Source organism: Corynebacterium sp. UBA2622 (assembly GCF_002339505.1).
Taxonomy (GTDB): domain Bacteria; phylum Actinomycetota; class Actinomycetes; order Mycobacteriales; family Mycobacteriaceae; genus Corynebacterium.
Genome location: NZ_DDJO01000012.1, coordinates 131,569 through 153,080, shown reverse-complemented (window position 1 = coordinate 153,080; position 21,512 = coordinate 131,569). Strand labels below are relative to the sequence as shown.

At 69.1% G+C, this 21,512-nt stretch carries 21 protein-coding genes; 10 read left to right on the top strand and 11 right to left on the bottom strand.

Going from position 1 to position 21,512, the window contains the following annotated elements:
- Together B3611_RS05100 and B3611_RS05095 are read left to right on the top strand one after the other, a co-directional pair.
- Nucleotides 1-279 carry a monovalent cation/H+ antiporter complex subunit F gene (locus B3611_RS05100; RefSeq protein ID WP_291314001.1) on the top strand — a complete coding sequence of 93 codons (279 nt, stop codon included), beginning with the start codon at nucleotides 1-3 and terminating at the stop codon, nucleotides 277-279.
- A gap of 2 nt (nucleotides 280-281) precedes the next feature.
- Complete coding sequence (locus B3611_RS05095) at nucleotides 282-704, top strand: monovalent cation/H(+) antiporter subunit G (RefSeq protein WP_291314112.1); 423 nt, start codon at nucleotides 282-284, stop codon at nucleotides 702-704.
- A 9-nt stretch (nucleotides 705-713) separates the two neighbouring features.
- On the opposite strand, the gene B3611_RS05090 is transcribed toward B3611_RS05095, so the two are convergent.
- The 3 genes from B3611_RS05090 to B3611_RS05080 all read right to left on the bottom strand — a co-directional run bounded on the left by B3611_RS05090 (nucleotide 714) and on the right by B3611_RS05080 (nucleotide 3,185).
- Nucleotides 714-1,847: a glutamate--cysteine ligase gene (locus B3611_RS05090; RefSeq protein ID WP_291314000.1), complete on the bottom strand. Its 1,134-nt coding sequence runs from the start codon at nucleotides 1,845-1,847 to the stop codon at nucleotides 714-716.
- 69 nt (nucleotides 1,848-1,916) lie between these two features.
- The gene (locus tag B3611_RS05085; protein WP_291313999.1) at nucleotides 1,917-2,894 is read right to left on the bottom strand and encodes a LytR C-terminal domain-containing protein; all 978 of its coding nucleotides are present in this window, start codon (nucleotides 2,892-2,894) and stop codon (nucleotides 1,917-1,919) included.
- Nucleotides 2,895-2,972: 78 nt separating this feature from the next.
- A complete protein-coding gene (locus B3611_RS05080) occupies nucleotides 2,973-3,185 on the bottom strand; it encodes a DUF3263 domain-containing protein (RefSeq protein WP_291313998.1) in 213 nt (70 codons plus the stop codon).
- A gap of 16 nt (nucleotides 3,186-3,201) precedes the next feature.
- Between B3611_RS05080 and B3611_RS05075 the strand changes: the two genes are divergently transcribed.
- Genes B3611_RS05075 through cls form a run of 4 tightly spaced genes read left to right on the top strand, consistent with a single transcriptional unit; the run spans nucleotide 3,202 to nucleotide 7,008 of the window.
- The gene (locus B3611_RS05075; protein WP_291313997.1) at nucleotides 3,202-3,774 is read left to right on the top strand and encodes a peptide deformylase; all 573 of its coding nucleotides are present in this window, start codon (nucleotides 3,202-3,204) and stop codon (nucleotides 3,772-3,774) included.
- The gene (locus tag B3611_RS05070) at nucleotides 3,775-4,740 is read left to right on the top strand and encodes an N-acetylglutamate synthase, CG3035 family (RefSeq protein ID WP_291313996.1); all 966 of its coding nucleotides are present in this window, start codon (nucleotides 3,775-3,777) and stop codon (nucleotides 4,738-4,740) included. It begins immediately after the preceding gene.
- A 10-nt stretch (nucleotides 4,741-4,750) separates the two neighbouring features.
- On the top strand, nucleotides 4,751-5,542 hold the full coding sequence (locus B3611_RS05065) for an exodeoxyribonuclease III (RefSeq protein WP_291313995.1): 792 nt from the start codon (nucleotides 4,751-4,753) through the stop codon (nucleotides 5,540-5,542).
- On the top strand, nucleotides 5,539-7,008 hold the full coding sequence (cls, locus tag B3611_RS05060) for a cardiolipin synthase (protein WP_291313994.1): 1,470 nt from the start codon (nucleotides 5,539-5,541) through the stop codon (nucleotides 7,006-7,008). The genes B3611_RS05065 and cls overlap by 4 nt, the downstream gene beginning before the upstream one ends.
- 145 nt (nucleotides 7,009-7,153) lie before the next feature.
- On the opposite strand, the gene B3611_RS05055 is transcribed toward cls, so the two are convergent.
- The 4 genes from B3611_RS05055 to B3611_RS05040 form a co-directional block, all read right to left on the bottom strand.
- A complete protein-coding gene (locus B3611_RS05055; RefSeq protein ID WP_291313993.1) occupies nucleotides 7,154-7,999 on the bottom strand; it encodes an endonuclease domain-containing protein in 846 nt (281 codons plus the stop codon).
- A gap of 63 nt (nucleotides 8,000-8,062) precedes the next feature.
- Nucleotides 8,063-8,794: an ABC transporter permease gene (locus tag B3611_RS05050; protein ID WP_291313992.1), complete on the bottom strand. Its 732-nt coding sequence runs from the start codon at nucleotides 8,792-8,794 to the stop codon at nucleotides 8,063-8,065.
- Nucleotides 8,787-9,716, bottom strand: coding sequence for an ABC transporter ATP-binding protein (locus B3611_RS05045; protein ID WP_291313991.1), 930 nt, complete (start codon nucleotides 9,714-9,716; stop codon nucleotides 8,787-8,789). The genes B3611_RS05050 and B3611_RS05045 overlap by 8 nt, the downstream gene beginning before the upstream one ends.
- Entirely contained in the window at nucleotides 9,709-10,176 is a 468-nt protein-coding gene (locus tag B3611_RS05040; protein ID WP_291313990.1) for an NUDIX domain-containing protein, read from the bottom strand. The genes B3611_RS05045 and B3611_RS05040 overlap by 8 nt, the downstream gene beginning before the upstream one ends.
- 59 nt (nucleotides 10,177-10,235) lie before the next feature.
- Between B3611_RS05040 and B3611_RS05035 the strand changes: the two genes are divergently transcribed.
- From B3611_RS05035 to B3611_RS05025, 3 genes are read left to right on the top strand one after another with little or no spacing between them, the layout of a single operon-like run.
- Nucleotides 10,236-11,816, top strand: coding sequence for a hypothetical protein (locus B3611_RS05035; RefSeq protein ID WP_291313989.1), 1,581 nt, complete (start codon nucleotides 10,236-10,238; stop codon nucleotides 11,814-11,816).
- Nucleotides 11,816-12,820 carry a glutamate ABC transporter substrate-binding protein gene (locus B3611_RS05030; RefSeq protein ID WP_291313988.1) on the top strand — a complete coding sequence of 335 codons (1,005 nt, stop codon included), beginning with the start codon at nucleotides 11,816-11,818 and terminating at the stop codon, nucleotides 12,818-12,820. The genes B3611_RS05035 and B3611_RS05030 overlap by 1 nt, the downstream gene beginning before the upstream one ends.
- Complete coding sequence (locus B3611_RS05025; protein ID WP_291313987.1) at nucleotides 12,810-15,284, top strand: serine/threonine protein kinase; 2,475 nt, start codon at nucleotides 12,810-12,812, stop codon at nucleotides 15,282-15,284. Before B3611_RS05030 ends, B3611_RS05025 begins: the two co-directional genes overlap by 11 nt.
- Before the next feature lie 34 nt (nucleotides 15,285-15,318).
- Here B3611_RS05025 and B3611_RS05020 read toward each other — a convergent pair whose 3' ends face one another.
- From B3611_RS05020 to B3611_RS05005, 4 genes are all read right to left on the bottom strand, one after another.
- The gene (locus B3611_RS05020; RefSeq protein WP_291313986.1) at nucleotides 15,319-16,518 is read right to left on the bottom strand and encodes an acetate kinase; all 1,200 of its coding nucleotides are present in this window, start codon (nucleotides 16,516-16,518) and stop codon (nucleotides 15,319-15,321) included.
- Nucleotides 16,519-17,904, bottom strand: coding sequence for a phosphate acetyltransferase (gene pta / locus B3611_RS05015; protein WP_291313985.1), 1,386 nt, complete (start codon nucleotides 17,902-17,904; stop codon nucleotides 16,519-16,521). It abuts the gene before it with no gap.
- 173 nt (nucleotides 17,905-18,077) lie between these two features.
- On the bottom strand, nucleotides 18,078-19,160 hold the full coding sequence (locus tag B3611_RS05010; protein ID WP_291313984.1) for an ATP-grasp domain-containing protein: 1,083 nt from the start codon (nucleotides 19,158-19,160) through the stop codon (nucleotides 18,078-18,080).
- An 85-nt stretch (nucleotides 19,161-19,245) separates the two neighbouring features.
- Nucleotides 19,246-20,535, bottom strand: coding sequence for an adenylosuccinate synthase (locus B3611_RS05005; RefSeq protein ID WP_291313983.1), 1,290 nt, complete (start codon nucleotides 20,533-20,535; stop codon nucleotides 19,246-19,248).
- A gap of 50 nt (nucleotides 20,536-20,585) precedes the next feature.
- Here B3611_RS05005 and B3611_RS05000 point away from each other — a divergent pair, with 50 nt between their 5' ends.
- The gene (locus tag B3611_RS05000) at nucleotides 20,586-21,509 is read left to right on the top strand and encodes a hypothetical protein (RefSeq protein WP_291313982.1); all 924 of its coding nucleotides are present in this window, start codon (nucleotides 20,586-20,588) and stop codon (nucleotides 21,507-21,509) included.
- Nucleotides 21,510-21,512 lie beyond the last annotated feature (3 nt).

Here is a 21,512-nt window from a genome sequence, read left to right as displayed (position 1 = left end):
GTGGACACCACCCTCTACACCGTCTTCCTCGCCATCGCGGCGGCGTTCCTCGTCGTCGGGTTCTTCATCCTCTGCTGGCGCATCATCGTCGGCCCCGACTCGCTCGACCGCGTCATCGGTAACGACGGTGTGACCGCCTCCCTGCAGTGCGTGCTGGCGCTCTACATCGCCTGGACGCTGGACACCACGGTGGTCACCGTCATGATGGTGATCGCCCTGCTGGGGTTCATCTCCTCGCTGGCCGTGGCCCGCTTCCGCAAGAGGGATGGTTCGCTGTGAGCGTGAACTGGCACTTCGTGGCGGACGTGGTATCGCTGCTGCTCATCCTGCCCGGCGCGTTCATGGTCTTCTCCGCGGCCGTGGGCGCCGTGCGCTTCACGTCCACGATGGCGCGCATCCACGCCGTCACCAAGCCGCAGACCACGGGTCTGGTGCTCATGGTGGTGGGAACCGTCATCCGCGTGGTGTGCAACCCCGACTTCAGCCCGCACAACCGGGGCGATGTCGGCGTGCTCCTGCTGCTCGTGGTCTTCGCGCTGATGACCAACCCCGTAACCGCGCAGCGCCTCAGCCGCATCGCCCGGCGCGAGGGGCTCTACGGGGACGACTCCGTCATGTCCGTCAACCAGCGCCCGGCGCAGCACCACCCGCGCCTGCCCGTCGCCCCCGCGCGAGGGGAAGATGCCCCGCGCGAGCGGGAATAGGCCGCTCCGTTAGGGCCAGGTCAGCTCCACCATCTCGCGGCAGGAGGCGTCCACGACGGGCTTCCAGTCCCCCTCGCGCTGGTAGATGCGACGCTGGCGCTGGTAGCCGGCACCGCGCTCGAGGATCTCCAGAACGAGGTTGAGCTCCTCCACGCATCCGAGGTCGCGGGCGACGGGCTGGAGGACGTCGACAAGCTCGGCGAGCTCCTCCGTGACCCACCGCTCCCGTGTCTCCCGCGAGGTGATCACGAGGGCCTCGAGGCCGTAGCGGGCACCCCGCCACTTGTTCTCCGCGACGTGCCAGGGCTGCAGGGTGGGCAGTTCCTCGCCGGCGTCGATCATCCGGTCGTAGTGCACCACCAGGCAGTGCGTGAGCGCGACGACGGCCGCGAGCTCGCGCAGGTTGGAGGTGGCGTCCGAGATGCGCACCTCGATGGTCCCCCACTTTGCGGCGGGGCGGACGTCGAAGTGCATGGAGCCGGTGTGGTTGATCACCCCGGACGTGCGCTGGTCCGACATGAACTCCACCCATTGCTCCCAGTTCTGGAACTGGTACGGCATGCCCGCGGTGGGCAGCTGCTGGTAGAGCATCGTGCGGTTGGAGGCGTAGCCGGTGTCCTGGCCGTCCCAGCCCGGGCTCGAGGCCGAGAGGGCGAGCAGGTGCGCGTACTTGGTCAGCAGAGCGTTGATGATGGGCCACACGCGGTCCTCGTGGCGGATGCCCACGTGGCAGTGGATGCCCCAAAGAAGCATCTGCTGGCCCCAGTACTGGGTGCGGTCGATGATCTCCTGGTAGGTGCCCTTGGCGCTGAGGGGCTGGGTGCGGAAGTCCGAGAACGGATGGCCGCCGCCGGCCCAGAGGCGCATGCCCTTCTCCTCGGTGACCTCGCGGACCTTGGTCAGAGTGTCGGCGAGGTTGCGCACCGCCTCACCCGTGTTGTCGCACACGGGGGTGACCAGCTCGATCGTGTTCTGCAGAAACTCTCGTTCCAGCTGCAGATCGGGGTGGCGGGCGGCGACCTCCTCGATGACCTCGTCCGCGCGCGGGACCAGGTCGCGCGTGGTGGGATCGGTCAGACAGATTTCCCACTCAACCCCCAGCGTGGGGCGCGGTGACCGGGTGAACTCGCGGAACGGATCCATGCGAGAAGTTTAGCGCCCCCGCCCCGCCGGTTCGGCGGAGTGGGGGCCTAACTGTCGGTCGACCGGTGGTTAACCGGCGAGGACGACGGTGACGGCGTTGCCGTTGCCCACCACCTCGCGGGGCAGGGACGCACCCTGCGGCAGGTCACGCACGGAGCGCGGGGCACCACCGACGCGCTGGGCCACGTCAGCGGCCACCTGCTCGGCACCTGCGACGGAGGGGTCGTAGAAGACGAAGGTCTGCGGGAAGATGCCGTAGGTCTGCTCCGGCAGGTTCATCTGCGCGGCGTCCGCGGACTTGTTCTTCACCTTGAAGTCACCCGCCAACTTCTGGGCGGTGGTGCCGGCCAAATCCGGGGTCGGTGAGTTGTTGTAGACGGAGACCTCGGCGTTCTCGCGGGTCAGCTGACCGGCCTGACCCGGCTGCGCGGGGGCTGGGGCGGCGGGCTGGCCGGGCTCACCGGGCTGCCCGCTCGGGGACGGCTGGCCGTTCGGCGCCGACTGACCGGAGGGGCTCGCCTGGCCGCTCGGGGCGGCCTGGCCCGGCTGCGCGGGTTGGGGGGCGGACTGGCCGTTGGCGGGGGCGCTCTGGCTGGCGCTCGGTGTGGCCACCGCGTTCTGCGTTTCGGCGTCGCGCTGGGTCAGGGCGTACAGGCCCCAGAGCAGGAGAATCGCGCCGACGGCGATGAGGATCATCCCCAGGCCGCGCTTTGGCAGACCACCGGCTGCGGCGGCGGTGCTCCCGCCGGCGGCGAGGGGGGCAGCGCCGTCCTCGTCCACCGCACCCTCAGCGGGTTCCTCCGGGCGCACGCGGTGGGCCCCCCGGTACCCGTCGTCGCGATAGCCCTCCTCGTTGTAACCCTGCTCGGGGTACTCCTCGTACTCCGCGTCGGCGTATTCGACGTGTTCGGCGTCGGGGTCCGCGAACTCCGTGAAATCGGCATCGTTGTACGGGGTGTCATCGATGTCGTCGTAATCGGCGTAGTGGTCGCGCTTGGGGCCGCGCCGGAAGCGGCGGCCCTCGTTCCCAGGATTCACATTAGTCACATGCGCCACTCTAGTTCGGTGTGGCGGAGGTGGCGAAAGCGACGCGCCGGAGGGACACAGGGAAGCGGAAAACGCGGTCTACGACCGCGCGTCGCGGATCCGCTGGAGCCGCCGCACCAGCTGCGGGCGTGCGGCGAGTGCCTCGGGGGAATCGAGCAGATTGTTCAGCCGCTGGTAGTAGCGCACCGGAGCCATCCCGAGGCGGTGCCGGATGGCCTCCTCCTTCGCGCCGAGGCTGCGCGGGGCTGTGGCCTCGAAGTCGAGCACCGCTAAATCATCCGGGGTGAGCATGCCTAATATATTAGGCATGACAATTCGACCCATCGTGATTCACGGCGACCCAGTCCTGCACACGCCCACCAAGCTGGTGGAGCAACCCGTGGAGGAGCTGCAGGAGCTCATCGCCGACATGCACGAGACCATGGACGCCGCCCACGGTGTGGGCCTGGCCGCGAACCAGGTGGGGGTGCCGCTGCGCCTCTTCGTCTATGCCTGCCCCGATGACGGTGAGATCCGCCGCGGTACCGTGATCAACCCGGTGCTGGAAACCAGTGAGATCCCCAAGACCATGCCCCGCGACGACGGCGAGGACGACGAGGGGTGCCTGTCCGTTCCCGGTGAGGGTTGGCCCACGGGCCGCGCGGACTGGGCGAAGGTCACCGGCCTCGACGAAAACGGCAACCGCATCGAGGTCGAGGGCGAGGGTTTCTTCGCCCGCTGCCTGCAGCACGAGGTGGGCCACCTGGACGGGTTCGTCTACACCGACGTGCTCACCGGCCGCTACAAGCGGGAGGCGAAGCGCGTGATCCGCGACAACGGCTGGACCGTCCCGGGGCTGACCTGGCTGCCGGGCACGGACGAGGACCCGTTCGGGCACTAGATGTCGCGCTTCTTCCGCTCCGACGACATCGCCGTCGGCGACCGGGTCGTGGTACGCCGGCGCCGCGGGGAACACGCCAGCGACGTGATCGGGCACGTCGTCACGCTCGATCCGCTGGTCGTCCGCCCGCAGGAGGTCGGCGGCCTGCCCTCGTTCAGGGAGGCCATCGAGATCGGCGAGGCGCACATCGTGAAGAAGCTCTCGCCGCGCACGGTGCGCAACTCCGACATCCGCGCCGTCGAGACCGCGTACGCCAAGGCCTTCCCGGGTCAGGAGCAGAAGCTTATCGACGGCTGGCTCGCCCGCTCCGGCGCCGACATCGCTGAGCGCTCCAACTCCGCCGTCCCGATCGGCCACAGCGCGGGCTTCAACCCCGCGCCCCTGGACGCGCTGCGCGAGTTCTACGCGGCGCACGGCCAGCCGGTGCAGCTGCTCATCCCGGAGCGCATCGGCAAGCCCGCGCTGAAGCTGCTCGACGAGAGCTGGACCCTCGGCGAGGAAATCCTGGTGATGACGCACCACCTGGACGCCGGTGACGCTGGAGAGATCTCCGCGCGCTTCCGCGCCGACGACTCCCCTGATGAAGCCTGGCTGTCCATGTACCACTACCGCGGCCGGACGCTGCCAGCCCCCGCGCTCATGGCCCTGTCCGAGCGCATTGACGGCCGCATCGCCTTCGCCCGCCTGGTCGAGGGCGGTGAAACCGTCGCCGTCACCCGCGCCACGCTCACCGAGTCCGCCGACGGGCGCGTCTGGCTGGGCTACTCCGCCGTGGAGGTCCACCCCGCCCACCGCCGCCGGGGCCTGGGCACGGAGCTGACCCGCAGCCTGCTGGCCTGGGGTGCGGCCAACGGGGCGCAGGCCGCCTACCTGCAGACGCGCGTGTCCAACACCGCGGCAGTGGAGATGTACCGCAAGGCCGGCTTCATCGAGCACCACCGGCACCGCTACGCCCGGCTGGGTTAGGGTGTAAAACATGCGCATAGCCACCTGGAACGTCAACTCGGTCCGCACCCGCGCCGAGCGTATTGCGGCCTTCCTCGAGCGGAACGACATCGACGTGCTCGCTATGCAGGAGACGAAGGTCTCCGACGACAAGTTCCCCCGCTCCGTCTTCGAATCCGCGGGATACGAGGTCGCCCACGTGGGCCACTCGCAGTGGAACGGGGTGGCCATCGCCAGCCGCGTCGGCCTGGACGACGTGCGCGGCTCCTTTCCCCGCCAGCCCAGCTTCGCCAAGACGGGTGACCCTGTCGTGGAGGCCCGCGCCGTGGGCGCCACCTGCGGCGGGGTGGACGTGTGGAGCCTCTACGTGCCCAACGGTCGCTCCATCGGTGACCCGCACTACGACTACAAGCTCGAATTCCTCTACTGCCTGGGCGACAGCATCAACCCGTCCGTACCCGCCGTCTACGGCGGCGACTTCAACATCGCCCCGCGCGACGAGGACGTGTGGGACATTTCCTGGTTCGAGGGCAAGACGCACGTCACGGAGCCGGAGCGCGCCGCATTCCAGATGCTCACCGAGGCGGGTCTGGAGCCCGTCACGCACGCCGAGCGCTTCTCCTTCTGGGACTACAAGTCCATGCGCTTCCAGAAGAACGAGGGAATGCTCATCGACTTCCAGCTGGTCACGCCGCCTTTGGGGCGTCGATTAGCGAAGGCCTGGGTCGATGTCGACGAGCGCCGCGGCAAGGGTGCGAGCGACCACGCGCCCGTCATCGCGGACTACGATACGCGCACGCTCTCGCTTGACGACGTCAAATGATGCCCACCCTCGACATTTCGCTCTGGCAGTTCCTGCTGATGGTGCTGGAATACGGCATCAAGTTCGTGATGATCGGCGTCGTGCCGTCCAACCGGCGCCCCTCCAGCGCCAACGCCTGGCTGCTGCTCATCCTCCTGCTGCCCGTGGTGGGCCTGCCGCTGTACCTGATGATGGGCTCGAACTACGTCTCGCGGCGCCGCCACGGTATCCAGCAGCGCGCGATCGCCGAGCTCAACAATATCCACCTCGGGGTCGACGACTACCCCGCCGGAGAGCTCGACTCTCCCGAGACCGAGGCCATCGTCCGGCTCAACCGCAGGCTCACCGGCTTTCCCGCCGTCCACGGCCGCGCCCGTCACCTGTGGTCCGACTACGACCGCACGATGGCGCGCATCGCCGAGCTTATCGATTCCGCCGAGGACTACGTAGACATCGAGATCTACGCCGTGGCCTGGGACGACACCACCGATCCGGTGTTCCGCGCCATGCAGCGCGCCGTGGGCCGTGGGGTGCACGTGCGCCTGCTCTACGACCACATCGGCTCGCTCAAGTACCCCGGCTACCGCCGGCTGCGCAAGCGCCTCACCGCCATCGGCGTCGACTTCCACCGCATGCTGCCGCTTGACGTGTTTCACGGACGGTGGCGACGCCCCGACCTGCGCAACCACCGCAAGGTGATCATCGTCGACGGCCGCGTGGGCTTTCTGGGCAGCATCAACCTCATCGACCGCAGTTACCTCCTGCGCAAGCACCGCAGCGCCGGCCGCCAGTGGGTCGACGCGTTCGTGGAGCTCGAGGGGCCGATCGTCGCCTCACTCGAGTCCATGTTCGCGGTGGACTGGTTCACCGAATCGGGCGAGGTCATCGAGCTCGAACCGCCCAGCGCCCCCGACGAAGGCTGCTCCAGCGTGGTGCAGCTCGTTCCCTCCGGGCCCGGATACCAGGCCGAGCCGAACCTGCGGATGTTCAACACCCTCGTGCACCACGCCAACGAGCACATCATCCTCTGCTCCCCCTACTTCGTCCCCGACGACACGCTCCTCGAGGCCATCACCACCGCCTGCTTCAGGGGCGTGCGCGTCGACCTCCTCGTCGGCGAGCGCTCCGACCAGTTCATGGTGCAGCACGCCCAGTCCGCCTACTACCAGCAGCTTCTCGAGGCGGGCGTGCGCATCTGGGAGTTCCCCGCCCCCTACGTGCTGCACACCAAGTTCGCCCTGGCGGACCCGGGCCGTTCCTCGTGCGTCGGCGTCATCGGCTCCTCGAACATGGACATGCGCTCCTTCACGCTCAACTATGAGAGCTCGCTGTTCGTCTGCGACGGTCCGCTCCTCGACGACGTTCACGCCCTCTCCCGGGCGTACCTCTCAGTGTCCCGGCAGCTCACCCTCGAGCGGTGGGCTCGGCGCCCGTGGCACCGCCGCTACATCGACAACGTGATGAAGCTGACCTCGGCGCTGCAGTAGGGGTGGTTTTGGGGGGTTTCGCGCCAGAGGGCCAAAACTAAAGGGCCAAAACCCCAGGTCGGGTTTTTCGGCGTTTTTTGCGACCTGGGGTTTTGGCCCTTTAGTTTTGGCCTTTTAGTTTTGGCCCTCCGCTCAGCACCCCTATTTAACCGGGAGGCGGGGAAATCCGGCGGGCACGCTCCACCTCGCACGCTGTGCGGATCCGGGCAAGAACGCCCGGCAGATCGTTAAACAGTTCCCACGGTTTGAAGCGCAGGAGGTAGTAGCCCTTGTTCTGGATCTGTTTTTCCCGCTGGCGTTCCGCGGATTCAGTGCTCCGGGCATCAGCCAGGTACTTCACATTGCCGTCAATCTCAACCGCGACGGTTTGTCCCACCAGCAGGTCAATGTAGTAGCGACCCGCCCGGTGCTGCACCTCGATCGGGCCGATACCGGCCTCAATCAAGCGGGCACGAAGATAGGATTCGGGTGCCGAGCCGGAATTGCGAACCATATGCTCCAACGCCTGCCGGGCGTACCGAACCCCCCGCAGCCCCCTCATCCGCTCGCACCGCGCGTGCAGCTCCACCCACACGACCCGCTGCTCCTCGATTGATTTGCCGTGGAAGAGCGAATCGACTGCAACCACGCCCTCGGCAAATCCGTACGCTCGGGCAATCTCCAGGGCGTTGTGGAGTGGGTGGAGGCAGCGCACCCCCTGAACATCCAGGATGTCGTCGGCGCGGACCGCCAGCTTCACGTACCGCCGCCCCTCCCGATGCATCCGGTGGCCAGGTGCTCGCCCGCTTGGCAGCGCGATTTCGACGAGCTCCGCGGAGGTCGGCGCCACCCAGACGCCCGTGAGGCGGGCCGCCGCCCGGAGCACCAATACCCCCCGTGTGAGCCCACGCCCCACCGCGTACGCCTGCACGGCCCGTTGTCGCCAGATGGGGAGCTCGGGGCAGTCAGGGATGTGGTACCGCGGCACGTCGGGAAGCGATGCGAAATCCATGCCCCCACCATGGCCGCCCGTCCCACAAAGTGACACCCGGGCCGATCTGTCTGTGGATAACCCCTAGACGTCGCGCCTCTCCAGCACCACCAGCCCCGCGATCCACAACCCCGCCGCCCACAGGATGAAAATTCCCAGCGACGCGCCGACGGTGAACCCGGCCACGGGATTGTCGTACAGGAAGGCGTAGAGGTTGGAGAAGGGCAGGTAGCGCGCGAGCCGCCCGCCCGCACCCGGCAGCAGCCCCCCGATGGAGTCCAGCACAAACTGGAACGCGAACACGAGGACCACCGCTCCCGCCGTGTTGCGGGTGATCCACCCCAGCCCCTGGGAGAACACCGTCACCAGCACCGCGGCGAGCGGGAGGGCCCACAGTCCCCGGTTCGCGGTCGGATTCCCGGTCCACCCGGTCCCGCGACCCGCCACGACGTCGCCCAGCAGGAACGCCAGCAGCAGCCCTACGGCCACGAGCACGGCCGCAAGAACCGCGTAGAGCACGAGCTTGGCGACGCCCACCCTCCACCTCACCGGGGTCAGGCGGAAGGTGGTGGCAGGCACGCCGTAGCGGTAGTCGGTGGTGACGGTCATTGCGGCCTGCACGGTGACGATGATGAGGACGGGGATCGCGGAGAGCGTCACCACGCTCACCGGGAGGAACTCGAGCGGGTTGCCGGTGTTGAACCCGGCGAACACCCCCGCCAGCGCCACCGGAATGAGGAGGATCAGCGCGCTGGTCCACCAGAACGAGGCGGTGGAGCGCAGCTTGGTCCACTCGGCGCACATCGTGTCAGGCATCGCGGCCCTCCCGGGAGGCGTACTGGGTCTGGCCCTCCGTGGAGAGCATGTAGGCATCCTCGAGGGAGGCGCGGCGCTCGCCGAGCTCGCCTAGCTGGACGCCGTGCGCGAAGGCGAGGGCGCCGAGCTCGTCGCTGGTGCGCCCCTCCACGGTGTACACCGCGCGCCCGGCACCGTCCACCTCCCTGGTGTAGGCGACCCCCTCGGCGGAGAGCGCGGCCTCCAGCGCCGGCGGAGAGGAGGGCCGCGCCACCGCGGCGACGGCGGAGCCCGAGGCGACGAACTCCGCCACCGAGGCCTCCGCGACCAGGCGGCCGCGGCCGATCACCACGAGGCGCTCGGCGGTCTGCGCCATCTCGGCCAACAGGTGGGAGGAGACCAGGACGGTGCGCCCATCGTCGGCAAGCGAGCGCAGGAGCCCCCTCACCCAGCGGATTCCCTCGGGGTCGAGGCCGTTGACCGGTTCATCGAGGATGAGCACGCCCGGGTCGCCGAGCATGGCGGAGGCGATGCCGAGGCGCTGGCTCATGCCCAGCGAGAAGCCACCGACGCGCTTCTCAGCCACGCCGCCCAGGCCCACCAGATCCAGCACCTCCTCCACACGCGCCGCGGGGATCCCGGCGGCGCGGGCCTGCCACAGGAGGGTGTTGCGGGCGGAGCGGTTCGGGTGCACGCCCTTCGCGTCGAGCAGTGCGCCGACGGTGCGGGCGGGGTTGCGGAGGTTGCGGTAGGGGGTGCCGTCGATAAGCGCCGTTCCCTCCGTCGGCCTATCCAGGCCCACCATCATGCGCATCGTGGTGGACTTTCCGGACCCGTTCGGCCCGAGGAAGCCCGTGACCGCGCCGGGTGCGACGGTGAAGCTCAGTCCGTCGACGGCGCGCACGCGGCCGTAGACCTTGGTCAGCCCGCGCGCCTCAATCATGGGACCCGACACGCTCGAGCAGCGTGCCCAGCGACGCTTCCAGCCCCGGGTGCAGCGGGAGCTCGCGCATCCGCGCAATGGGCACCCACCGCAGCTCCTCGCTCTCGGCGTTGGGCGTGACCCCGATGGGCTCACCCGTAGAGGTCACTCCCATGACGGTGGTGTAGCTCCACCCGGACTCGAACGGCCCGGAGGTGACCAGCTCCCCGCGGACCTCCACGAGGGCGGGGTCGATGGCGCACTCCTCCACCGCCTCACGCAGCGCGGCCTCGGCGACCGTCTCGTGCGAGTCCCGCGCACCACCGGGCAGGCCCCACGTGCCGCCCTGGGCGGTCCACACCGCGCGGTGCTGCAGCAGAACAAGGTCTCCCGCCTGCAGAAACAGCCCGGCGGCGCCGAAGCGCCCCCACATCTTCTGTCCGTTCGGGCCGGGAACCCAGCCGTTGCCGTCGCCTTCCATATCCCCCACAATAGGCAAAACAGCCACCTGCCCACCGCGCCACGATATTCTTGGTCGTTATGCGTGAGGCTACGGGTCCCCGGCGCGGCGACGAGGCCGCTGCCGCCCCCGCGCGCGGCGCGCAGAGCCCCGGAAACGCGCTGGCCGAACCCGACGACGCGCGCGGCCCCTGGCCCGACCGACAGGCCTGGGGGGACTGGACCTCCTGGGATGACGCGCTCGATGAGCAGGCCCGGGACGGCGGCCCGGAGCTGGACACGACCGGCGACGAGTGGCTCGACGCCCTCGAGGCCCGCCCGGAGAACCGCGGCGCCCGCTCCTTCGTCACCGACACCTTCACCGGTCCGCTGCGCTGGGTGCGCCGCCTCCTCGACTTCACCGTCACCACCCCGGGGCGCATCATCGCCATGATGACTGTGCTCACCCTGGCACTGTTCGCCGCCGGGTGGGCGATGAGCCAGTCCATGGCCCAGCGCCAGGACTCCCTCAACGTGCTGATCAACTCCACCGAGCCGATGAGCAACTCCGCGCACGTGCTGTTCACCTCCCTCTCCCAGGCGGACACTGTCTCCACCACCAGCTTCATCTCCCCCGGGATGGTCTCCGAGGAGGACATGAAGCTCTACCTCTCCTCCCTGGACCGCGGGGTCGTGGCGGCCAACGAGGTGCTGGAGGGCACCGTCGACGCCGATGCTGACGCGAAGCGGGAGGAGGTGCGCACGCTGGTCACCCAGATCCAGCGCGACGTGCCCGTCTACGCCGGGCTCATGGAGCGCGCCAAGACCAACCAGCGGATGGGCAACCCGGTGGGTGTGGCCTACATGTCCGAGGCGTCCGGGATGATGCGCGAACGCATGCTTGACGACGCCTCCTCCCTCTTCGAACTCAGCCGCGAGCAGGTCGGCGACGAGATGGCCCGGCTCTCCTCCCCCCAGTGGATCCCCCTCTCCGGGCTGGTGGCGGCCCTGGGCTTCCTCGTCCTGGCGCAGCTGTGGCTCTGGAAGGTCTTCCGCCGCCGGCTGAACAAGGGCTTCCTCGCCGCCACCGCCATGATGATCGTGGCGATCACCTGGGTCAGCGTGTCCAACTACGCCGCCTTCCAGTCGGGGGTGGTCGGGTTCGAGAAGGCCTCCAACCCGTGGCAGGAGCTCACCACCGCGCGCATCAACGCCCAGGAGACGCGCACCGACGAGATCTTCGCCCTCCTGCGCCGCCAGTCGGTGGACCAGACGGAGACCTCCTTCAACACCACCTACGGTGAGGTGCAGCAGGCCCTCGACGCCGCCGCACCGACCGCCGACCCGCAGCTCATCCAGTCCGGGCGCGACGCGCTGGAGCAGTGGTCGGTTTCGCACAACGACCTGGTGACCACCCTGAACGAGGGGCGCTTCGACCACGCCATCGACATCCTCACCGACACCAACCTGCAGAGCGGGCAGGCCTCCTCGGCGGCGGCGTACTCCCAGCTGGATTCCGTCTTCTCCGAGCTGATCAACAACTCCCGCGGCAACATGCGCGAGTACATCAGCGCCTCCCTCGACGCCACCCGCGCCGTTTCGGGCGTGGTCCTGGTGCTCACGCTCCTGTCCATCGTGTCCATCTGGCTGGGCATCCGCCGGCGCCTGAGGGAGTACCTGTGATGACCCGCCGCGTCCTCGCCCCTCTTGCGCTGCTCTGCGCCTGTTCTCTCAGTGCCTGCGCGGGCGGGCCCGCCACCCACGGCAGCGCCCCGCCCTCCCCGCCGCCGCTGGGGTACGCCGGCCTGCCCCTGCCGCCCGGAGCCCAGCTCGACCCGGCCGGGGTGCACCCCCGGCGCGGCTTCTCGGACGACACCGGCTGGTCCGGCTCGCTGCGCCCCGACGCGGCCGCGCCCGAGGACCGCATCCCCGACATCGTGCGCCGCGGCCGCATCGTCGTCGGCGTGGACCAGTCGCAGTACCTGCTCTCCTTCCGCGACACCTCCGTCGGCGACCTTCGGGGGTTTGAGGTGGACCTCGCCCACGAAATCGCCCGGGACATCTTCGGCGACCCGGGCAAGGTCGACTTCCGCTTCGTCGACTCCGGCAAGCGTCTCACCTCCCTGGAGGACGAGGACGTGGACATCGTGGTGCGCACCATGTCCATCACCCCCGAGCGCGCGGAGCGGGTGGACTTCTCCGTGCCCTACCTGACCAGCTCCGTGAGGCTGCTCACCCCCCTCAACCGTGGTATCAACGGAATCGCCGACATGGGCGGCAAGACCGTCTGCGTCGTGGACGGGTCCAACCTCCTCGAGCTGGCCCGGGAGGTGACCCCGTCGTCGAACATCCTGCGCACCCGTACCTGGGCCGACTGCCTCGTGGCCACTCAGCAGTACCAGGCCGACGCCGTCCTCGCCGACGACGCCATCCTGGCCGGGATGAGCGCCCAGGACCCGCACACCAAGGTCCTCGGCGAAACCTTCGGCTCGCAGAGCTACGCCGTGGGGGTGCGCAAGGGCCAGGATGGGCTCGTGCGCCAAGTCAACTCCACGCTCGAGCGCATCCGCGCCGACGGCACGTGGAAACGCATGCACAACGAGTGGCTTGGCGATGCCCTCTCCAGCTCCGACACCCCGCCCGCGCACTACCGGAACGAGACCGAGGGAGGCAGCAATGGCGGATAGCCCCGAAGCGCAGAACCCCGAAGCGCAGAATCCCGAACCCGAAGCCCCCGCAGCCCCCGAGGCAACCGAGGCCGTGCTCTTCGACCCCTTCGCCGACGACGAGGACCCCGCCACCGAGGCCGTCCCCTACGACCCCTTCGCGGATGATGCGGATGACGGGGAGGACGAGGACACCGAGCGCCACCACGTCGACAGCGCCCCGGGCGAGGAATACGCCGGCCTGGGTGACATGGCGGGCCTGCTCAAGGACCTGGATAAGCTCCGCGAGGCCCGCGCCCGGGAGAGCTCCTCCCAGCGCTCGCGCCGCGAGGCCCTGGACAAGTTCCGCGAGCTGCGCGGGGCCAAGCGCGCCTCCCGCATCGTCGCCGACGGAATGGTGGAGCTGCCCTGGATCCCGCCCGGTGACCCGAGGGACGCACTGCGCGAGCCGGAGGTCGCCCACGTGGAGAAGGGTATCCCCATGCCCCAGCTCCACCCCGGCGACATCGTGGCCGGCCAGTACGAGATCATGGGTGTCATCGCCCACGGTGGCATGGGCTGGATCTATCTCGCTCACGACCACCACGTCGCCGACCGCGTCGTGGTGCTCAAGGGCCTGCACTCGGCAAAGAACGAGGACGAGGCAGCCGCGGCGGCCGCGGAGCGGGAGTTCCTCGCGGACGTGACCCACCCGGGCATCGTGAAGATCTTCAACTTCATCGACGACCCGCGGGTGCCCGGCGGGTTCATCGTCATGGAGTACGTGGGCGGGCCGTCGCTGCGCGAGCGCCGCAACGAGCAGCCCAGCCGCCTTCTCCCGGTGGACGTGGCCATTGCGTACCTGCTGGAAATCCTGCCCGCGCTCGGGTACCTGCATTCGCGCGGCGTGGTCTACAACGACCTGAAGCCGGACAACATCATCGTCACCGAGGACCAGGTCAAACTCATCGACCTCGGCGCGGTTTCCGGCATCGGGGCCTTCGGCTACATCTACGGCACCAGGGGGTTCCAGGCGCCGGAGGTGGTGTCGGAGGGGCCGTCGATAAGCAGCGACATCTACACGGTCGGCCGCACGCTCGCGGCGCTCGTGGTGGACCTGCCGCGGGAGGGCAAGGCCTACGCGCCGGGGATCCCCTCGCCGACGCACGAGCCGACTTTCCGCCGGTACCTCTCGCTGTACCGGCTGATCATGCGCTGTTGCGACCCCGACCCGGCGCTCCGCTTCGGCAGCGTGCGCGAGCTCGAGGCGCAGATGCTGGGTGTGCTGCGCGAGTGCCTCGCCATCCGCGACGGTGTGACCTACCCCGCCCAGCACTCCCTGTTCTCCCCGCAACGTACGACCTTCGGCACGAAGCACCTCGTGTTCCGCACCGACCAGCTCATCGACGGCATCTCGCGCACGGTGGAGATCACCCCGCAGGAGGTCGTGGCGGCCCTGCCCTCCCCGCTTATCGACCGCACCGATGTCGGGGCATCGATGATCCAGGGCACCTCCTACCAGGAGCCCCAGGAGACCCTGGAGAACCTGCGCCAGGCGATGCAGACCCCGCAGTACGAGCAGTCCACCGAGATCCCCTTCGGAGTGGTGCGCGCCATGCTGGACATGGGCCTGACCTACCAGGCCCGGACCTGGCTGGCCTCGCTGACCGAGCACCTCGTGCACAACTGGCGCTACCCGTGGTACTCCGGGGTGATCAATACACTGCTCGGCGAATACCGCGACGCGCAGCGCGACTTCACCCGCGTGCTGGACCAGGTCCCCGGCGAGGCGGCGCCGAAGCTCGCCATCGCCGCCATCGACGAGCTGATCTGCCAGCAGACCGGCCCGTACACCACGGACTTGTTGCGCGACGACATCGCCCGCGCCACCGCCGGGATCCGCACCAACCTGGCCGACCTGCCAAACTCCGTTTTCGAGGAGTGGGAGGAACGCGGCCTGCTCACCCCCGGGTGGGAGCTGCTTGGCGACGACCCCGCCATCCTGCGCTACAACGCCCTGCGCCTCTACGCCCTCGTGTGGCAGACCAACCCCACCACGGTCTCGGCCGCATTCGGCCTGGCCCGGCTTCTCATGGCGGAGTCCGAGGTGGAGCTCGCCGTCGCGGCGCTCGACCGCGTCCCGCAGTCCTCCCGGCACCACCGCATGGCCAAACTGACCTCCATCCTCGACCTGGTCTCGGCGGAGCTGACGGAGTCGCGCATCCGCCGCGCGGCGCGGCGGCTGGAGGAGATCCCCAACAACGAGCCACGGTTTTTGCAGATCAAGGTGTACGTGCTGCGCGCCGGGCTGACCTTCCTGCGCGAGGCCGGGGTGGAGAAGGCGGCATCGGAGCACCACCTCTTCGAGTACCCCTTCACCTCCCGCGGGTTGCGCCGCGGGCTCGCGGTGACGCTCCGGGAGCAGGCGCGCCTGGCCCCGTACCCGCAGCACCGCTACGCGCTGGTGGACATGGCCAACAAGGTGCGGCCGCCCACCTGGTTCTGAGCCGGGGGCGGCCGGGAAACGGCGGGCCGGTGCGCTACAGGGCCTTGGCCAGGTGCGCGGCCTTCTGCGCGATGGCGAGCTCCTCGTTGGTGGGCACCACGAGGACGGTGACGGCGGAGTCGTCCGCGGAGATGACCCGGGGGCCGTCGTTGGGCTGGTCGTTGCGCTCGGGGTCGATTCTGATGCCGTACATCTCCAGGTTGTCCAGTGCATCGCGGCGCACGAACTTGTCGTTCTCCCCCACCCCGGCGGTGAAGGTGATGGCGTCGACGCGGCCCAGGGCGATCATGTAGGAGCCGATGTAGCGGCGCAGCTGGTTGATGTAGACGTTGTACGCCAGCCAGGCATCCTGGTTCTCCTCGTCGATCATGGCGCGCAGCTCGCGGAAGTCGTTCACGCCCGACAGGCCCTTGACGCCCGACTGGCGGTTGAGCAGGTTGTCGATCTCGTCGATGCTCATCCCGCCCTGGCGCGCCAGGTGGAAGATGATGCCCGGGTCGATGTCGCCGCTGCGGGTGCCCATCACCAGGCCGGCCAGCGGGGTCAGGCCCATGGAGGTGTCAATCGGGTGGCCGTTGGCCACCGCCGAGCAGGAGGCGCCGTTGCCCAGGTGGAGCACGATCTGGCGGGTGTGGCGCGGGTCGCGGCCGATGATGCCCGGCACCTGCGAGGAGACGAACTCGTGCGAGGTGCCGTGGAAGCCGTAGCGGCGGATCTGGTTGCGGCCGGCCACCTCGGCGTTGATGGCGTAGACCGCAGCCGCCGGCGGCAGGTGCCGGAAGAAACCCGTGTCGAACACCGCGACGTGCGGGATATCCGGCAGCAGCTCGCGGGCCACCTCGATGCCGTCGATGTTGGCCGGGTTGTGCAGCGGAGCAAGCGGGATGAGCTCGCGGATGCGTTCGACAACCTCGTCGACGATGAGCTCCGGCTCGGAGAAGACCATGCCGCCGTGAACGACGCGGTGGCCCACGGCGGTGATGTCCAGCTGCGTCGGCCCGAGGCCCCTGGAGTCCAGGATGCGGAACGCTTCCTGCAGGCCCACCTTGTGCGTCGGGATGGGCTTCTGCGTGACTTCCTTGCCGTCGGCATGCTTGATGGTGACGCGCCCGGAGGGCTCACCGATCTGCTCCACCAGGCCCGAGACGAGGGGCGGCTGCGCCGCGTCGGCGGTGGGGTCGAGGATCTGGAACTTGATCGAGGAGGAACCCGAGTTGATGACCAGCGAGTACATTTAATTTCCCCCTGCCTGGATGGCGGTGATGGCCACGGTATTGACGATGTCGCGCACCGTCGCGCCGCGGGAGAGGTCGTTGACCGGCTTGTTCAGGCCCTGCAGGATCGGGCCCACCGCGAGCGCGTCGCCGGTGCGCTGGGCGATCTTGTAACCTGCGTTGCCCGCCTCGAGGTCCGGGAAGATGTAGACGCTCGTCTCGCCCGCCACCGGGGAGTCGGGGGCCTTCTTCTTTCCCACGCCCGGGTCGCACGCGGCATCGAACTGCAGGGGCCCGTCGACCTTGAGCTGCGGGTCGGCGGCACGCGCCGCCTCGACGGCCGCGACGGCGCGGTCCACATCCGGGCCCGAACCGGACGTGCCGGTGGAGTAGGAGAGCATGGCGACCTTCGGGTCGATGCCGAACTGCGCCGCCGTCTTCGCCGAGACGACGGCGATTTCGCCGAGCTGCTCAGCGGTGGGGTTGGGGTTGACTGCGCAGTCCCCGAACGCCCAGAGCCGCCCGCGCATGACCATGAGGAAGATGGAGGAGACCACCGAGGAACCCGGGGCGGTCTTGATGATCTGGAAGGAGGGCTTGATCGTGTGCGCCGTGGTGTGGGCCGCGCCGGAGACCATGCCGTCCGCGAGACCCTTGTGCACCATCATGGTGCCGAAGAAGGAGATGTCGCGCATGGTCTCGCGCGCCTGGTCGAGCGTGACCCCCTTGGCCTTGCGCAGCTCCACGAAGTCCGCGGCGAACTCCTCGAGGAGGTCGGACTCGAGATGGTTGATCACGTCGGCCCCGGAGAGATCCACGCCGAGCTCACCGGCGCGGCGCGTGATGTCTGCGGGCTCGCCGAGGATGGTCAGCTTGGCGACGCCCCCCGCCAGCAGCTCCCCCGCCGCCTGCAGGATCCGGTCGTCCTCGCCCTCCGGCAGGACGATGTGCGCCTGCTTCTCCTTCGCGCGCTTGAGCAGCCACGACTCGAAGACCACCGGCGACATCACCTGCCCGGGCTCCCCCGCCTCCCCCGCCTCCCCCGCCTCCGCGAGGGCATCGGCGAGGCCGTCGGCGGTGACCACGGCCGCGACCGTCGCCCCCAGCTCGGCCGCCCGGCGCTGCGCCAGGCCAGCCCTCCCCGCGTTGTCCGCGAGGATCACGACGGGCACGCCGAGCGCCGAGGCGAGATCTGCGTCGAAGGGCAGGTCGCCGGTTCCCGCGACGAGGGCGGGGCCGTCGGCAAGCGGCTCGCGGGCGTAGACCGCCGAGAGGTCGGTGGCGTCCTCCCCGAGGGAATCGAGGCGCACCAGGCGCAAGCCGTTCTGCGAGGCCACCTGTTCCAGGTCAATCCCGTCAAAGTTACGGTTGGCCAGGGTCAGGAGTACGGACTGTGAAGCTGCCATTTATCAACCTTTCGGTTCCGCGCCCCGCAGGTAAGGCGGGGCACGGGCGGGACGAACAAACTCGGCCCCAGTCTAACCGGGTGATAACTTTCGGATAGCAAAATACCTGTGAACAAGGTCACAGGTTAAACCCCGCAGTGACGTATCCGCAGGTGGCGCACCCGAGACCGCGCCTACACCGGCACCTCCGCCAACGCCTCCGCGGCGCGCGCCGCGCGTTCCCGGGCCTCTCCGACCGTGTCCGCGGTGGAGCGGACCATGACGGTGTCCCCCACGAAAACGATCCCGGTCTCCTCCACGGCCATCGCCCGGGCGAGCCCGGCGCGCCCCACATCCCCGGCCGGAACGTAGCGCGCGGCCCCCGGGGAAACGAGGGTGACATCGATGGGCAGCCCCAGGACCGCGCGGGCGTGCAGGTCGAACTCGTTGATGCGCTGCGTCGCCCCCGTGATCATCCCGTCGAGGCTCGGGCGCGGGCTGACCTGCGAGAAGTAGACCTCGTCGCCGTCGACGAATAGGTCGATCGCGTAGATCCCCTGCACCCCGATCGCGCCCGAGATGCGCGCCGCGATCGAGCGGGCGTTCTCCATCGCCGCCGTTGACAGGGGCGCGGGTTGCCACGTCTCCACTAGGCGGCCCTGCTCGTGGCGGGTGCCGATGGGCTCGCAGAACCACGTCGACAGGTGCCCCGTCACCGGGTCGATGGAGCGGGCGGTGAGGATGGTGCACTCGTAGTCGAAGTTGACGTAGCGTTCCACCGCCACGCGGCCGTCGCGCTCCGGGTCATAGGCCTTCTCCCACGCCGCCGCGAGGTCCTGGGGGCCGGTGACCACGGTCTGGCCCTCTCCCCCGGTCGAGGTGCAGGGCTTCACGACGCACGGGTACCCCACCCGGTCAGCGCAGGGCTCCAGGTCATCGAAGGTGCTGACAAACTCGTACGCCATGGTGGGCAGCCCGTGCTCCTCGGCGGCGGTGCGCCGGATGCCCTCCCGGTTGCGGGTGATGCGGCAGGCCTCGACGGAGGGGATGAGCTCGGTGCCGGTCGCGGCCTCCAGCTCGGCCAGCTGGTCGGCGGGGGCGGGCTCGCACACCACGGTCAGCGCGGGGCGCACGCCCTCGGGGACGCCGAGGGCGGTGCCGAGCTTGACGCTGCCCACGACGGGCACGAACCCGAGGCGGCGAAACGAGGACGCGAGCTCCTCCGCCAGCATCCCGCTCCCCAGGATGAGCACCTGGTTGTTTTCTGCCGAGATCATGTGGTTGTCTGCACCTTTCGCTGAAATATCCACCACACCCTAACGCAGGGCGCGGCGGGAGCGAAAAGGTGGCGGCGGGCGAATGTCAGCGTTGCATCACGTCGTGGCGCACGATGGTCTGGTCGCGGCCCGGGCCGACGCCGATGTAGCTCATCGGCGCTCCCGAGAGCTCCTCCAGGCGCAGGACGTAGTCCTTCGCCTTCTGGGGAAGGTCGTCGAAGTCGGTGATGCCCGTGATGTCCTCGTCCCAGGCCGGCATCGTCTCGAAGATCGGCACGGCGTGGTGGAACTGGGACTGCGTCGGCGGCATCTCGTCGAAACGCTCGCCGTCGACGTCGTAGGCCACGCAGATCGGGATTTCTCCGATGCCGGTGAGCACGTCGAGCTTGGTCAGGAAGTAGTCCGTGAAGCCGTTGACACGCGAGGCGTAGCGGGCGATGACGGAGTCGTACCAGCCGCAGCGGCGCTTGCGCCCGGTGTTGACGCCCACCTCGCCGCCGACCTCCTGGAGGTAGTCGCCCCACTTGTCAAAGAGCTCCGTGGGGAACGGGCCCGCGCCGACGCGGGTGGTGTACGCCTTGATGATGCCCAGCGACGCCGTGATCCTCGTCGGGCCGATGCCCGCGCCGACGCACGCGCCGCCGGCGGTCGGGTTGGAGGACGTGACGAAGGGGTAGGTGCCGTGGTCGACGTCGAGCATGGTGGCCTGGCCGCCCTCCATGAGCACGTGCCTGCCCTCGTCGAGTGCCGTGTTCAGGGTGTACTCCGCGTCGATGACCATCGGCTTGAGCCTTTCGGCGTAGCCCATGAAGTAGTCCATCACCTCTTCGACGGAGATGGCCTTGCGGTTGTACATCTTCACCAGCATCTGGTTCTTCACGTCCAGCGCCGACTCGATCTTCTGGCGCAGGATGGACTCGTCGAAGATGTCCTGGGTGCGGATGCCCACGCGCGCAACCTTGTCGGCGTAGGCGGGGCCGATGCCGCGGCCGGTGGTTCCGATGGCCCGCTTGCCCAGGAACCGCTCCTGCACCCTGTCGAGGGTCTGGTGGTACGGCGCGACCAGGTGCGCGTTGCCGGAGATGCGCAGGCGCGACGCGTTGGCACCGCGCTCCTCCAGGCCGTCGATCTCCTCGAACAGGGCCTGCAGGTTAATCACCACGCCGTTGCCCAGGATGGGCGTGGCGTTTTCCGAGAGCACACCCGCCGGGAGAAGCTTCAGCTCGTACTTCTCTCCGCCGACAACCACGGTGTGACCCGCGTTGTTGCCGCCGTTCGGCTTCACGACGTAATCGACCTTGCCGCCGAGAATATCCGTGGCCTTGCCCTTACCTTCGTCGCCCCACTGGGCGCCGACGATGACGATGGCGGACATGTCCTCTCCTTAAATAGGGTGCTTGCCAGCGTTATTGTAGCGTGAGGGCCATGCGGCTCCTCCATTGCGCGTGCGCATCGCCATTGCTTATCGACGGCGCGGCCAACGTCACACTTCCCGCCGTGCCCTCCCGCGCGGACCTGCGGTTCCTGGATGAGGCGGCCCGGGAGCTCCTGCCGGTGGACCCGACACCCTCCCTCGACGAGATCGCGGCCTCCCCCTCCGTGGCCCACATGGGTGAGCCCACGTTGGCCCCGCAGCACCCCGCCGAGCGTCTCCGCGTGGTGGTCTCCGGCTCGGATGCCGCGCTCGCCGCCGTGCTCACCCGCATGATGCGCGCGGACTACCTGTGGGCCGAGGTGGCCTACATTCCCCTCGACCCGACCTCCGCCGCCGCCGCCGTGTGGGGCGTGGCCGGGCTGGCCCGGGCCGAGCTGATGGACGCGGCGGTGGAGGCCGAGGTTGCGCCCTCCCCCTGCATCCGCACCGACCGGTCCGAGGTGATCGCCGGTTCCGCGACGCTGAGCAACATCGACCCCGGAAAGGAGTACGTCGGGGAGATCGTCGTCGACTCCGCCGTCCTTCTCTTCCGGGAGGATTCGGGGGAATCCGGCCGTTTCCACGGGTCGTTCGGCGCGAGGGTCGTTCCCATGAACACCGCCCCGGGCATTGCGGCGACCCGCCTGGTCACCCCGCTTTCCTCCGGTGGCCGGCGGGGTCGCCGCTCCCCGGAGGAGCTGGAGAGGCTCTCCCGGCTCCCCCTGGGCGGGTGGCTCACCCGCCGGGCGGGCGTCGCGCCGGGCCAGGTGGACCCCGGGAGCGTCCTCACGGGGCGGGCGGTGCAGTCCGGAGGCGTGGGCATCCGCGTTTCCATCGACGGAGTGGAACGGCCCCGCCCTGTGGACCGCGTCACCTTCTACCGCCACTTGCGCGACCTCCAGAGCGTGAACTTGAGCCCCGTAGCCACGGTGTGAACT

Excerpts from the sequence above, each read along its gene's own strand:
- B3611_RS05090 (WP_291314000.1), bottom strand. The coding sequence starts at position 1,847 with ATGGATCCGTTCCGCGAGTTCACCCGGTCACCGCGCCCCACGCTGGGG.
- B3611_RS05080 (WP_291313998.1), bottom strand. The coding sequence starts at position 3,185 with ATGCTCACCCCGGATGATTTAGCGGTGCTCGACTTCGAGGCCACAGCC.
- B3611_RS05075 (WP_291313997.1), top strand. The coding sequence starts at position 3,202 with ATGACAATTCGACCCATCGTGATTCACGGCGACCCAGTCCTGCACACG.
- B3611_RS05070 (WP_291313996.1), top strand. The coding sequence starts at position 3,775 with ATGTCGCGCTTCTTCCGCTCCGACGACATCGCCGTCGGCGACCGGGTC.
- B3611_RS05065 (WP_291313995.1), top strand. The coding sequence starts at position 4,751 with ATGCGCATAGCCACCTGGAACGTCAACTCGGTCCGCACCCGCGCCGAG.
- cls (WP_291313994.1), top strand. The coding sequence starts at position 5,539 with ATGATGCCCACCCTCGACATTTCGCTCTGGCAGTTCCTGCTGATGGTG.
- B3611_RS05055 (WP_291313993.1), bottom strand. The coding sequence starts at position 7,999 with ATGGATTTCGCATCGCTTCCCGACGTGCCGCGGTACCACATCCCTGAC.
- B3611_RS05050 (WP_291313992.1), bottom strand. The coding sequence starts at position 8,794 with ATGCCTGACACGATGTGCGCCGAGTGGACCAAGCTGCGCTCCACCGCC.
- B3611_RS05045 (WP_291313991.1), bottom strand. The coding sequence starts at position 9,716 with ATGATTGAGGCGCGCGGGCTGACCAAGGTCTACGGCCGCGTGCGCGCC.
- B3611_RS05040 (WP_291313990.1), bottom strand. The coding sequence starts at position 10,176 with ATGGAAGGCGACGGCAACGGCTGGGTTCCCGGCCCGAACGGACAGAAG.
- B3611_RS05035 (WP_291313989.1), top strand. The coding sequence starts at position 10,236 with ATGCGTGAGGCTACGGGTCCCCGGCGCGGCGACGAGGCCGCTGCCGCC.
- B3611_RS05030 (WP_291313988.1), top strand. The coding sequence starts at position 11,816 with ATGACCCGCCGCGTCCTCGCCCCTCTTGCGCTGCTCTGCGCCTGTTCT.
- B3611_RS05025 (WP_291313987.1), top strand. The coding sequence starts at position 12,810 with ATGGCGGATAGCCCCGAAGCGCAGAACCCCGAAGCGCAGAATCCCGAA.
- B3611_RS05020 (WP_291313986.1), bottom strand. The coding sequence starts at position 16,518 with ATGTACTCGCTGGTCATCAACTCGGGTTCCTCCTCGATCAAGTTCCAG.
- pta (WP_291313985.1), bottom strand. The coding sequence starts at position 17,904 with ATGGCAGCTTCACAGTCCGTACTCCTGACCCTGGCCAACCGTAACTTT.
- B3611_RS05010 (WP_291313984.1), bottom strand. The coding sequence starts at position 19,160 with ATGATCTCGGCAGAAAACAACCAGGTGCTCATCCTGGGGAGCGGGATG.
- B3611_RS05005 (WP_291313983.1), bottom strand. The coding sequence starts at position 20,535 with ATGTCCGCCATCGTCATCGTCGGCGCCCAGTGGGGCGACGAAGGTAAG.
- B3611_RS05000 (WP_291313982.1), top strand. The coding sequence starts at position 20,586 with ATGCGGCTCCTCCATTGCGCGTGCGCATCGCCATTGCTTATCGACGGC.